Annotated in this window: 11 protein-coding genes; 6 read left to right on the top strand and 5 right to left on the bottom strand. The window is 53.8% G+C overall.

The window, feature by feature from the left end; translation table 11 throughout:
• Positions 1-108 precede the first annotated feature (108 nt).
• Complete coding sequence (gene queG / locus VOI14_RS06860) at positions 109-1,188, top strand: tRNA epoxyqueuosine(34) reductase QueG (RefSeq protein WP_323751290.1); 1,080 nt, start codon at positions 109-111, stop codon at positions 1,186-1,188.
• Here the strand turns inward: queG and orn are convergent.
• Positions 1,183-1,725, bottom strand: a complete 543-nt coding sequence (gene orn, locus VOI14_RS06865) for an oligoribonuclease (RefSeq protein ID WP_323751291.1) — start codon at positions 1,723-1,725, stop codon at positions 1,183-1,185. The two genes, queG and orn, sit on opposite strands and share 6 nt — an antisense overlap.
• 424 nt (positions 1,726-2,149) lie before the next feature.
• Here orn and rsgA point away from each other — a divergent pair, with 424 nt between their 5' ends.
• The gene (gene rsgA, locus VOI14_RS06870; protein ID WP_323751292.1) at positions 2,150-3,205 is read left to right on the top strand and encodes a small ribosomal subunit biogenesis GTPase RsgA; all 1,056 of its coding nucleotides are present in this window, start codon (positions 2,150-2,152) and stop codon (positions 3,203-3,205) included.
• Between the two features lie 25 nt (positions 3,206-3,230).
• Here rsgA and motB read toward each other — a convergent pair whose 3' ends face one another.
• On the bottom strand, positions 3,231-4,184 hold the full coding sequence (motB, locus tag VOI14_RS06875) for a flagellar motor protein MotB (RefSeq protein ID WP_323751293.1): 954 nt from the start codon (positions 4,182-4,184) through the stop codon (positions 3,231-3,233).
• Between the two features lie 28 nt (positions 4,185-4,212).
• Complete coding sequence (gene motA, locus VOI14_RS06880) at positions 4,213-5,064, bottom strand: flagellar motor stator protein MotA (RefSeq protein WP_323751294.1); 852 nt, start codon at positions 5,062-5,064, stop codon at positions 4,213-4,215.
• 199 nt (positions 5,065-5,263) lie between these two features.
• On the opposite strand from motA, the gene asd reads away from it, so the two are divergent.
• Positions 5,264-6,133, top strand: coding sequence for an archaetidylserine decarboxylase (gene asd / locus VOI14_RS06885; RefSeq protein ID WP_323751295.1), 870 nt, complete (start codon positions 5,264-5,266; stop codon positions 6,131-6,133).
• 5 nt (positions 6,134-6,138) lie between these two features.
• Here the strand turns inward: asd and epmA are convergent, their stop codons facing one another.
• Together epmA and efp are read right to left on the bottom strand one after the other, a co-directional pair.
• Complete coding sequence (gene epmA, locus VOI14_RS06890) at positions 6,139-7,107, bottom strand: EF-P lysine aminoacylase EpmA (protein WP_323751296.1); 969 nt, start codon at positions 7,105-7,107, stop codon at positions 6,139-6,141.
• Between the two features lie 6 nt (positions 7,108-7,113).
• Positions 7,114-7,689 carry an elongation factor P gene (gene efp / locus VOI14_RS06895; RefSeq protein ID WP_323751297.1) on the bottom strand — a complete coding sequence of 192 codons (576 nt, stop codon included), beginning with the start codon at positions 7,687-7,689 and terminating at the stop codon, positions 7,114-7,116.
• Positions 7,690-7,734: 45 nt separating this feature from the next.
• On the opposite strand from efp, the gene epmB reads away from it, so the two are divergent.
• The 3 genes from epmB (at position 7,735) to VOI14_RS06910 (ending at position 13,040) form a co-directional block, all read left to right on the top strand.
• Entirely contained in the window at positions 7,735-8,799 is a 1,065-nt protein-coding gene (gene epmB, locus VOI14_RS06900; RefSeq protein ID WP_323751298.1) for an EF-P beta-lysylation protein EpmB, read from the top strand.
• Positions 8,800-8,986: 187 nt separating this feature from the next.
• Positions 8,987-10,777, top strand: coding sequence for a GTPase (locus VOI14_RS06905; RefSeq protein WP_323751299.1), 1,791 nt, complete (start codon positions 8,987-8,989; stop codon positions 10,775-10,777).
• Positions 10,778-10,952: 175 nt separating this feature from the next.
• Positions 10,953-13,040, top strand: coding sequence for an EAL domain-containing protein (locus VOI14_RS06910; protein WP_323751300.1), 2,088 nt, complete (start codon positions 10,953-10,955; stop codon positions 13,038-13,040).
• Positions 13,041-13,066: the final 26 nt, after the last annotated feature.

The following is a 13,066-nucleotide window of genomic DNA, read 5'->3' on the forward strand; positions in this document are numbered from 1 at the left end:
GGTTTAAGTAAATTGGCCAGATACCTGTAAAGCATAGCAAAACAGGAAAAAAGGTCATAACTTAATCAAATTAAATCTCCGCAGGCTTTCACCGCCGAAGGCTCCGTCATGGTCACGAGTACAGACAACACGCCCTCGAACATCACCCTGGACGCCCTGCCAGAGAAAATCCGCCAGTGGGCCCGGGAACTGGGATTCGCAGATGCGGGCATCACATACGCCGATACCGGCCCCCATGCCGACCGCCTGCAACAATGGCTCGCCGCCGGCTATCACGGCAACATGGCCTACATGGCAGACCACGGTGACAAGCGTTACACCCCGGATTCTCTGGTGCCGGATACCCAGCGGGTGATTTCCGTACGCATGGATTATCTGCCTTCACCTGACAACCCGAAAGAAGCGCTTACTAACCGGGAAACCGCCTACATCACTCGCTACGCTCTCGGACGGGATTATCACAAACTGATTCGAAAGCGGCTCGCCACTCTGGCCAAATGGATTGACGACGCGGTCGGCGGTTACGACTACCGAGCCTTTGTCGACAGCGCACCGGTGCTTGAGCGCGGCCTGGCACAACGAGCCGGGCTTGGCTGGATCGGCAAGAACAACATGGTGATTCATCCAAAAGCGGGCTCGTTCTTTTTCCTTGGCGAAATTTTTACCAGCGCGCCTTTGCCAGTGGATGAACCTTTCGACAAGCAGCATTGCGGCTCCTGCTCCGCCTGCCTCGAAATTTGCCCCACGGACGCCTTTGTTGGCGCTCACTTACTGGACGCACGCAAGTGTATCAGCTACCTCACCATCGAGCTGAAAGGCCCTATTCCGGAAGATCTGCGCTCAAAAATGGGCAACCGGGTGTTTGGCTGTGACGACTGCCAGATCGTATGCCCCTGGAACAAGTTCAGCAAACCCACCGCCGAGAGCGATTTCCAACCACGCCATGGTTTGGACAACACCGAGCTTGCCGAGCTGTTTCTGTGGACAGAAAACGAGTTTTTGAAGCGCACCGAAGGCTCAGCGATTCGCCGCACCGGTTATGAAAACTGGCTGCGTAATATTGCGGTGGGATTGGGCAACGCCCCGTCGACGATTCCCGTCATCGAGGCGTTAAAGCAGCGGGCGGAGCACCCATCAGAGGTGGTACGTGAGCACGTGAGCTGGGCGCTTCGACAACACGGCTTATAGTTTGAAAAAATGCTCGCGGTAGTGGCGCAGTTCGTTGATGGAATCGCGAATGTCGTCCAAAGCCAGATGGCTGCCTTTCTTTTTCACGCCGTCTAACACATCCGGGCGCCAGCGGCGGGCCAGCTCTTTGATGGTGGATACGTCCAGATTGCGGTAGTGGAAGAAGCCTTCCAGTTCAGGCATGTATTTCACCAGGAATCGCCGATCCTGCCCAATACTGTTGCCGCACAGCGGGGATGTGCCGGCTGACAGGTGCTGTTTCAGAAATTCCAGAGTCTGTTGCTCGGCTTCCGCTTCGCTGACTTTGCTGTCTTTCACCCGCTGGGTCAGACCACTTTCACCGTGGGTTTTGGTGCACCATTCGTCCATGGAGTCCAACAGGCTGTCTGGTTGCTTGATGGCAATCACCGGGCCTTCAGCGACCAGGTTCAGTTCCGAATCGGTAATAATCGTAGCCATTTCGATGATCCGCTCTTTCTCGGGATCCAGACCGGTCATTTCCAGGTCTATCCAGACCAAGTGGTTTCCGCTGCTCATTTTCGTCTACACCTGTGCTGTTGAATTTGGGTGCCAGTGCGGGTGTGGATTGGCTTTCCGAAAACCGCTACGAGCACATCCATGTGCACTTCTCTTCGGCCATCCATGGCCTACGAAATTTTCGAAAAACCAGTCCACACCCGCACTTCTGGCTAAATAGCCTGGCGCCCAACTATTTGAATCCCACACCTACATTCTGAGTGCTGGCCGGGTAAAGCTTTCCGGGAGTACCTGAAGCCATAGATGGCTTCAGCTAAGCGCACATGGATGTGCTCGTAGCGTCTCCCGGAAAGCTTTACCCGGCCAGCACTTGCACCCAAGTATCGAAATTAAAGGATCGGGTGGCACACATGAGAAACTCTGCCTATTGTCCATGATTCACGTATCATGTGGTACACCACTTCCCCGGAATACTAGAGAGCAGATGGCAAAACGCAAATTGAACAAACGCCAGCAATGGCGAATCGAGAAAATCCAGAAAGAGCGCACCACCCGAATGGCCCGCAAGGAAAAGGCTGTTGAGGCTCAGGCTGAAGCCGGTGAACTGGGGCCCGAGCAAGAAGGCCTGATCATCGCTCATTACGGCCAACAACTGGACGTCGAAGCTCTCCAAGGTGACGACGCGGGGCAAGTGTTCCGATGTTTTGTTCGAGCGAATATCAGCAGCCTAGTAACCGGGGACAAGGTCGTATGGCGTCCCGGCAAGAGCGAAACCGGGGTAATTGTTGCCCGCTGTGAACGGGACAATCTTCTCCAGCGGCCGGATAACTTTGGTGCGCTGAAGCCTGTTGCCGCCAATATTGATCACATTATCCTGGTGATCGCGCCGGAACCTGAGCCACACGACAGTTTGATTGACCGCTATCTCGTGGCTTCCGAAAGTTCGGACATTCCTGCGGTACTGCTGCTTAACAAAACGGATTTGATTAACGATCAGAACCGGCCACAGATCGAAGCCCTGCTGGCTCGCTATGAAGCACTGGGCTATCAAGTTGAGCAGACCTCTGCCGTTGCCTGCGAAGGTCAACCGGCGCCGGAAGTGGAAGCGCTGGTTCGCAATCAGACCAGTGTGTTCGTTGGCCAGTCAGGTGTGGGCAAGTCTTCGATTATCCAGACGCTGCTGCCGGATGAGCAACTCCGGGTGGGCGCTGTATCGGTGAGCACCGGTAAAGGTGTGCACACCACAACCACTGCAAAGCTGTTTCACTTGGCCAGTGGCGGCGATTTGATTGACTCACCGGGCATTCGGGAATTTGGCTTGTGGCATATGACACCGCAAGAGGTCGAATATGGTTTCAGGGAGATTCGACCTTTGATGGGGCTGTGCAAATTCCGGAATTGCCGACACATGGGCGATCCTGGGTGTGCGCTGGATGCGGCGGCCGAAAGCGGGGATATTTCTCGGGAAAGGCTTAAGAGCTTTCATCGTATTCTGCAGGATATGGCCGAACAACAAGCTCGCGGGCTAAAGCTAACCTAAACCGGTAGCGTATACCGCGACCGTATTACCAGTTGAGCTCACCCGGAGCGGGTTCCGGGCGCTCTTCTCGCCAGTTGCCTTCTTCCAGCTTGCTCAGTGCCTCTTGTTCCTGCTCTTCACTGGGGCGAGTCACATCAATCAGTGGCTGACCCAACCGGCCAGTTCCAATATCTCCAACGCTTTTGTTTTTCAGAACGATGATGGAGATTCGGCGGTTGATAGGCGCCGTGGGGTTGTCGGTATCGAACAACACCGAATCGCTCAATCCAACCACTCGCGCAATCTGCTCCAGCCTTACGCCACCAGCCACCAAAGCCCGACGAGCCGTATTGGCCCGATCAGCGGACAACTCCCAATTGGTGTAACCCGGCCGACCATTAAACGGCGTAGCATCCGTGTGCCCGGTCAGGCTCAGCTTGTTATTAACAGAGCCCAGCGTTTTCGCGAGTTCAAACAACAGTTCCTGAGTGTAGTATTTGAGCTCAGCCCGCCCCGAATCAAACATCGGGCGCCCGGAGCGGTCAACAATCTGAATACGCAGACCTTCATCGGTGATATCGATCAACAGCTGGTCTTTGAATTCTTGCAACGTTTCGTTCTGCTCAATTCGCTCTTTCAGCTCTTGGAAGAGCTGTTCCATGCGTCGTTGTTCCAGCGTGTCCGCCAGCTCATCCACGATTTCATCTTCAATTTGAATCGTACTGGATTCGATATCCAGAGAGCTCTCGTTAACAACAGACGCACTGCCGCCAAGATCAATTGGGTTCGGCGACCCGCCCTCGGTAAAACCAACCGGGTCTTTGAAATAACCTTCTACCGCTTGCTTTTGCTCTGGCGTTGCCGTCGCGGTTAACCAAAGCACCAGAAAGAACGCCATCATCGCAGTGGCAAAATCGGCAAACGCTACTTTCCATGAGCCGCCGTGGTGGCCAGCGACGACTTTCTTTTTGCGTTTGATGATAATCGGCTGCTGTTCCACGCTTAACTCCGGCTAGTGATGAGCGGCATCATTTGGAGCGAACGTGATCGTTCAATTCCTGAAAACCCGGCCGTTTCTCTGTCGGCAGGGCTTTGCGACCAAACTCGATGGCCATCTGAGGCGCTTGCCCGGCAACCGTCGCAACGATGGCTGATTTCGCACATTCGTAGGCCTTCAGCTCGTACTTGGCCGCGTGCTCAAGCGCGATGGACGCCGGACCCACAAAGCCATAGCCCATCCAAATCCCCAAAAAGGTACCGACCAAAGCCGCGGCGACACTCAAACCAATCTTTTCTGGCCCTTCGGTCAGGAAGTTCATGGTGATGACAATACCCAATACCGCAGCCACAATCCCCAGACCAGGCAGCGCATCGGCAATTTTATTCACAGCGTGTGCCGGCTCTTCCAGCTCATGCTGTCGGCTATCAATCTCGTTTTCCATCATCCCCTCCAGCTCATGAGGGGCCATGTTGCCAGAGCTTATAATCCGCAAATAGTCCGTGATGAAATCCAGTAAATGCTTGGATTTCATGATCGCCGGGTAACGGGTAAATATCGGGCTTTCTTCGGGATTATCGATATCTTCTTCAATGGCCATCACTCCCTGCTTGCGGGACTTATCAAACACTTCGTAGAGCAGGCTGAGCAAATCCATGTAATAGGATTTGTTGAACGGTGAGCCCGTTAACAACCGCAATAGGCCACTAAACACTTCTTTCACAGTGTGCATCGGATTGGCAATCACGAACGAGCCTACGGCGGCCCCGCCGATGATCAGCACCTCTGTCGGCTGCCAAAGCACCGCCAAATTCCCGCCGTGCAATGTATAGCCGCCGAGAACACTCGCAATAACAATGACCGCACCAATAATCAGCAGCATAAAAAGTAATCGTCCGTTTGAATCCTGTTTATAGTTTTTGTCCGTCTACAACCAAGCAAAGTGCTCGTCCAAAACACTCGGCAAAACAGCGTTCGATGATAGCAAGCCCCGCGGGAACCGCGAAGGGGAGAAACAATTTCTATACACTACTCCCAGTTTGTTAAACTGCCCCGATTTATAGAACCGAGAGATGTCTCAAATGCTTGATAAACTGTTCGTCCTGAGTCAATACGTCACGCCGCAGCTGGCGCTATCCCGCTTGGCCGGTCGCCTCGCAGACTACGACAGGACACCAGCATTGAAAAACCGCGTAATCAGCTGGTTTATCGGCCGCTATGGCGTAAACATGAGTGAGGCCGCTGAATCCGACCCCACCGCTTACGGCAGTTTTAACGCATTCTTTACTCGCGCACTCAAGCCCGGCGCACGCACCATCGACCAGACCCCGGATGTTTTTGTCAGCCCGGTTGACGGCGCCATCAGCCAACTTGGCCAGGTCAGCGCAGACGACCGGGTGTTCCAGGCCAAAGGCCAATCATTCAGCCTAACCGAACTGCTCGGCGGTGATGAGCAGCGCGCTGAAGCCTTTCGCGAAGGTGAGTTCGCCACGATTTACCTGTCGCCCAAAGACTACCATCGCATTCACATGCCGGTAGCCGGTACCCTGAAAGAAATGGTTTATGTTCCCGGCAAACTGTTTTCGGTCAACCCGGTAACGGCAGAAAATGTACCGAATCTGTTCGCGCGCAACGAACGGGTGGCCTGCATCTTTGATACCGAAGCAGGCCCTATGGCTTTGGTTCTGGTCGGCGCTATGATCGTTGGCAGCGTGGAAACCACTTGGGCAGGTGTCGTTGCACCCAAACCGAGCAAGGTTACCGAGTGGCAGTACTCCGGCGATCAGGCCGTGCGTTTCGAGAAAGGCGATGAGATGGGTCGGTTCCGCTTGGGCTCCACCGTTGTGCTGGTAATGCCGAAAGGCGCAGTGAACTGGAACGCCGATCAAATCGCGAGCAAAACCGTACAGATGGGCGAGGCTTTTGGTCAGTTGACGCAAGCTCAGGCTTGATAGGTTCAGGCCCTCTCTATCGGGAAGGCCAGAACTTCCTCAATGGCTTTTGCGCCAACCTTTAGCATCAGCAACCGGTCTAACCCAAGGGCAACGCCCGAGCAATCGGGCAGACCGGCTTCCAGCGCGGCCATAAACGCGCTGTCCAAAGCCATTTCAGGCTTACCAGCTATTTTCCGCTGCTGGTTATCGCCCTCAAAACGCCGCCGTTGCTCATCAGGGTCGGTCAGTTCCCAATACCCGTTGCAGAGCTCCAACCCGTTAATATAAAGCTCGAACCGGTGCGCGACCGAGTGCCCCTGCTCTTGCGACACCCTTGCCAGTGCTGCCTGTGCGGCTGGATAGCGGGTAATAAAAACCGGCCGCTCAAAGCCCAGCGTTGGTTCGACAGCAAAACTCATCACCAAATCCAGGCAATCATTTCGGCTCAGATCGACCAACTGCTCAGTCTCAAGCCATCGCTCACAATAGCGTTTTAAGTCTTGATCGCTGATGTCCATAGGATCGAAACCAGCGCTAGCGGTAACGGCCTGACGATAACTCACTTGCTCAGGCCGCTCACAGCCGAGCCAACCGCACACCAGATCCGACACTTCAGCCATCAGCGCCTGATCATCCAGCCCTATGCGATACCACTCCAGCATCGAAAATTCCGGGTTGTGGCGACGCCCTCGTTCACCATTGCGAAACACTCGGGCAATTTGATAGATACAACCAGAACCAGCAGCCAGCAACCGTTTCATGGGGTATTCGGGGGAGGTCTGAAGCCACCCTCCCTGAACACCGCCGGCCAGCACGTCCGCCGAGATACCATCGAGATTCAAGTCGGTGACGCCGTGGCGACCCAGCACTGGCGTTTCTACTTCCAGCACGTCCCGCTCATGAAAAAAGCCGCGCAAATAAGCAAGCTGCTGTGCACGGCTTTTTAAGGCGTCCCGCGAGGCGGTAGGCCGCCAGACAGGATGATTAGTCACAGTGTACTAACTGCTCTTTACGCGGTTTACATACTCACCGGAGCGGGTATCCACCTTCAGAACTTCACCAATCACGATAAACAGCGGTACGTTGACCACGGCGCCCGTTGACAAAGTTGCAGGCTTGGAACCACCTTGTGCGGTATCGCCCTTCATGCCCGGATCGGTATCCACTACTTCAAGTTCAACAAAGTTCGGCGGTGTAACAGACAGAGGCGCACCGTTGTACAAAGTCACGGTGTATACGTCCTGCTCTTTCAGCCACTTGACGGTATCCCCGACGGCTTTGGCGTCAGCGGCATACTGTTCAAACGAACCATCGGTCAGCATGAAGTGCCAGAACTCGCCGTCGGAGTACAGGTACTCCATGTCCTGCTCCATCACATCCGCCGCTTCGAGACTCTCGCCCGATTTGAAAGTACGTTCCCAAACCCGGTTGGTCATCAGGTTGCGAAGCTTTACACGGTTAAAAGCTTGCCCTTTACCGGGCTTAACGAATTCGTTTTCCAGCATGATACAAGGATCGCCATCCAGCAAAACCTTGAGACCGCCACGAAATTCGTTGGTAGAATATGAAGCCATGAAATGTCCACCTGACATACTGTCGTTAAAAATTCAAAGGTCGCTATGATACAGCGAACTCCGGTCCGTATAGAAGCCCGTGATACCAGTCATCTTCCAGACAAAGATCCCGGCACCCCTGAAAACCAAAGTTGGCAAACGATCCTGAGCCGCTCCGTCAGCAGCCCAGAGCAATTGCTGGAGCGCCTGAACCTGCCCGCAGAACGCTGGTTTGAAGGCGCCCAAAACGGGCACGACCTTTTCCCTGTTCGGGTACCTGAACCCTTTATCCAGCGCATGGAACCCGGCAACCCGAACGACCCCCTGCTGCGTCAGGTGCTGCCGGTTGCCGACGAAACGATAGAACTGTCAGGGTTTGTCAGAGACCCGCTAGAAGAAAACACCGCGATCCAGACAACGGGCCTGATCAGAAAATACCACAGTCGGGCCCTGTTAATGGTGACCGGCCAGTGCGCCATCAACTGTCGTTACTGCTTCCGGCGCCACTTCCCCTACAACGACCATAAACTAAGCCGCGAAGACCGCGACCTGGTCATCAATGCACTGAACTCCAGCCCCGAGATCAACGAAGTCATTCTCAGTGGCGGCGATCCGCTGGCCGTGAATGATCGCCTGCTGTCGCAGTGGGTCGACTTACTCGATTCGGTACCGAACCTGAAACGGCTGCGCATTCATTCCCGGTTACCGGTCGTCATACCTCAGCGAGTTTGTGACGACATGCTCGCCTGGCTAAACCGTACCCGGTTGCAGAAGGTACTGGTCGTTCACGTAAACCACCCTGCCGAAATTGACCAGCCCACACGTGATGCTTTTCAAAGGCTAAAACAAGCAGGTGTTACCCTACTTAATCAGAGTGTCATCTTGAAAGGCGTGAACGATAATGCCGCCACACTGACAGAATTGAGCGAAACGCTGTTTGATGCAGGTGTATTGCCGTACTATCTACATGCCTTCGATCCGGTCGCCGGTGCACACCATTTTGATGTCAGCGACCATCGCGCAGCAACGTTGGTGCGTAAAATGCTGGAGACATTGCCGGGGTTTCTGGTTCCGAAGCTGGTTCGAGAGGTACCGGGCGAATCCAGCAAAACACCGATACCAGTGATTTAGTGAGGCGTGTCGCAAAACCGAACAGCGATCGACTTGTGAAATATTGTCAACTTTTGGCTTTCTCGCTTTTTGTCATCGCTTTGCTATTTTAAAGTTGAGGGTTAGGAAACAATAACGATCTGTATTTTCGGAATTTTCGCTCAATCAGTCACCGTAATTTAGCCACAGGCGCGAGATCATATAAGGCATGACTCTGAAACCCGAACTCAAGGTCCCTGAGCAAAAAACATCCAGCCTGTCTTTTTGCGACACTACGCCCAAAGCGTTTCGTGCTTGGACCCGACAGTTGCCTATGGCCAACATCGGTGAAACATCGCGACAGCTGTATCACGCGATCATTGAAGTGAATCAATTGTTCCTGCCCCCGCAACAACGCATGCAGTTACTAGAGCTGGCCCGAGACAAAATCCACTTTGTCTGCAACGAACTATCCCGGCACTTCCTGGGACTGGCCATTGCCCTGCCTGAGAAACAACGCAAAATTGCGAACCTGACTCAAGCCCTGCAACTCCATTTGGCCGGCGGCTACAAGCTTTGCGTTCTTGAGCTTATTGATAACGGTGGCCTGGAAAAAAACAAGAGCCAAATCAGCGTAGCCACGCATCGTGCTATCTCCGAGCTTGGCGCAACCATTCTGCGCTCACACCAACTGTATTGCCCGAGCCCGCCCAATAGCTGGCGGGAATGTCACCGTCTGTTCCGCTTCGCCAAACACCATCAACTGGAAGCACAGAATGTTGACGACCCACTTCTCAAACATCGCCGAGCCAGTTCGGTAGCGGACAGCTATAAGCGCGTGTTGTTGTTAGGTTGTGCACGACCGAATCAGTTGCGGCAAGCCGAACTAACGCTGATTTACGATCTGTTTGAAACCTGGACGAGCTATTGTGAGTGCGGTCCGGAACTTGGTGAGGACAGCCTGTTCGTCGTGAATTTGGAAAAAGATTCGTCACCCATTTACCGCAGCCTGCTTAAAAAGGTCCCCGGCGATGACAGTGTCGGCTTTGATACCCGAGAACTTTCGAGCCACCTGGCCGAGGCTGTGCAGGCGCGAAGCGACAAAACCTCTAACAGCACGTCGCTAAAGATTCCAGCGAACATCAGTGACACCCTGCTTACCCACCTTAGTCAGGCTCTGGGCATTCTGGCCAAACGTAACTTCAATAGAATTGCCAGCCAAGGGACATTAGAAATTTGTGTCGGGCTAAGCGCTGCGCATTATTTCATTGCGGGTGAGAAAACCTTCCCCGAGTTTATTAGCGGCAATGACGAACAACATCATGAAGAAGAAAATCCGTTTATTCGTGACGCCAAGAAAAACTCCGATGTTTGGTCGGAGGCTCACGATGCGGACATTCCGGAACGCAACCTCCCTCTGTCTGACGCTCCGATAAACTTCAAAAACAGGTCTGGTTCCAAGACCGGCAAAGCCAAACCTGTTTCGCACAAAGCCTTGCTTATAAACACCAGCCCCGGTGGTTACTGTGTGGGCTGGGAAGCTAACATCCCAGCCTCTCTGCAGGCCGGGGAGGTGCTGGGGGTCAGAGAGCAAAGCTCCCACCCATGGAGCCTGGCGGTCGTCCGATGGTTACGACAGGTTCGAAATCAGGGCACACAAACTGGCATTGAGTTACTGGCACCCAGCGCTTCACCTTGCGCTGTGCGCCTAATCCAAAAAGTTGGCAATAGCAGCGAATACCTCCGAGGGCTCATGTTGCCGGAGATCAGTGTGGTGAACCAACCGGCGACACTGATCACCCCGCGCTTGCCTTTCCAGAGCGGAAGCCGGATATCTCTAATGCACGATGGCTGTGAAGACCAAGGCCAACTACTGAAGAAAGTTTCCGCGACTGGGAGCGTCAGTCAGTTCGAGCTCAAATTAAACGCATCGGCACCCCCCTCGCGCTCAAAGGAACCCGAAAACTCCAGTCCAGGCACAACAGAAGACGAATTCGATTCCTTATGGCCGTCGCTTTAAGACGACTCGTCAACAGAGTAAAGGCATCAGGGTTGTTATTAATCGACAACCCCTTCATCATTCTGTCTCAGTGATAAGCCGGTGATCTGTCTTTACACGGAAAACACTGCATCTTCCGTTCTGCTGCAGAAAGACGAGCCGGCACCATCAAACGGCATCATGAGACATCGTACGAATGCAGAAAAATAACTCCACGGTACAGTTGCTAATCCTCGACCCGTCGCAAAACGATGCCGAGTCATTGGTCAGTTTGCTCCGCAACTCCGGCAAAGCAACCCGAGCCCATCGCATCACCTCGGAAGAAGATCTCGAAGAAGCCCTGAAAGCGTCACACTGGGATTTGATGCTCGGACGGGATCTGGAAGAGCTGGAGTTTGGGCCAGACGCTGCGCTCGCGATGGTGAAACGGATGGATAAAGACATCCCGTTCATCCTGCTAACCAACGAACCTGATCGAGAGCGTGACCTGGCCATCATGCGCCTCGGTGCGCAAGACGCGGTGCCGTTTGAAAACACAGAAATGCTGGTACTCACCATCAAACGTGAACTCACAGCGCTGTACGAACGCCGCAAGCGCCGCGTTCTCGAATCGCACCTGCGCGAAGCCGAACAGCGCTGCCAACTTTTGCTCGAAAGCTCTAAAGATGCCATCGCCTACATCAACGATGGTATGCACATCTATGCCAACCAGTCGTATATGGACTTCCTTGGCTACGAGGACATTGACGACCTGATCTGCGTGCCGGTACTGGACACCCTGAACCAGGAAAGCCAAGAGCAATATAAAGAGTTCATGAAAGCTTTTGAGGAAGCCGGGGCGAACGGCATGACGCTGAACTGCACAGCGCGGCGCAGCGACGATCACGAACTCAACGTCACCATGTCGGCCTCTGCTGCTACCTACGACGGTGAAGCTTGCACTCAAGTGGTGCTGCAACCAGAGCACAGCGATGAAGAGCTTGAAGAAAAGCTGAAACAAATCAGCAGTCAGGACCTTCTAACCGGCCTGTACAATCGTCAATACCTGATGGAACAACTCGCTCAGACGCTGGCCTCAGCCGCCAAGAACAACGAAACGGGCGCCCTCGCCTACATTGGCATCGACAACTTCCTGAGCATGAAAGGCGATGTTGGCATTGCCGGTGCAGACCTACTGCTCGGCGACCTGGCATCGTTATTGAAAGAGCACACCCCCGAAGGCTTGACTCTGGCACGACTAAGCGACGACGCCTTCTGCGTAATGAGCCTGCCGTGCAGCGACAAAGAACTGGCTGAGCTATGCGAAACGCTTCGCAAGGTCGTGGATGACCACCTGTTCGAAATCAACGGTCGCACGATATCACTCTCCGTATCCATCGGTGTGTCCGCTATTACCGAGAATTCGCCTAAAGCAGAAGAGCTCCTCAGCCGGGTTCACCTGGCCTCGGCCGAGGTCAGGAAACAGGCCAACCACAAAAATGGTAACGGTGTCGTGGTCTACAACCCCGTTGATTTTGAGGTGCCTGACGAGTCCAACGCCATCGAGGTGATCAGCAAAGCCATGGACGAAGATCGCCTGCACCTGCTGTTCCAGCCGATCATCAACCTGCGCGGCGAAGGCGAAGAACACTATGAAGCACTGGCCCGCATGATCAACAGCGACAACGAAGAGGTGACGCCTTACGATCTTCTGCCGGCCATCTGTCCTCCAGAAACCGCCATCAAGATCGATCGCTGGGTGACCCTGCAGTCCATTAAACAGCTGTCCAGTCACCGCTCACGCGGTCATGACACTCGACTTTTTGTGAACCTTAGCGCAGAAACGTTCCAAGACGTGACATTCAGTCCCTGGCTAAGTGTTGCCCTCAAAGCTGCACGACTTCCTGGCGATGCACTCATCTTCCAGATTAACGAAAACGATGCCAACAACTTCATGAAGCAGGCGAAAGAGTTCACCAAAGCGGTGCACGAGCTCAATTGCAAAATCTCTATCAAGCACTTCGGTTGTGCCATTAACCCATTCAATGCACTGAAGCACATCGATACAGACTACGTGAAGTTTGACGGCTCGTTCACAGAAACGGTCCAGAAAGACGACAAGATCAAAGAGCAAGTGAAGGAGATGACAACCTCACTTCAGAATTCTGGCAAACTCACCATCGTGCCACAGGTAGAAAACGCCAGCATACTGGCTACACTCTGGCAGGCCGGGGTGAACTACATCCAGGGCTACTACCTGCAAGCTCCGACACGTGAGATGAGCTACGACTTCGGCGATCATTAATCTTTGTGAAAATCAGCAGACATAAA

It is taken from the genome of Marinobacter sp. (assembly GCF_034669625.1).
Taxonomy (GTDB): domain Bacteria; phylum Pseudomonadota; class Gammaproteobacteria; order Pseudomonadales; family Oleiphilaceae; genus Marinobacter.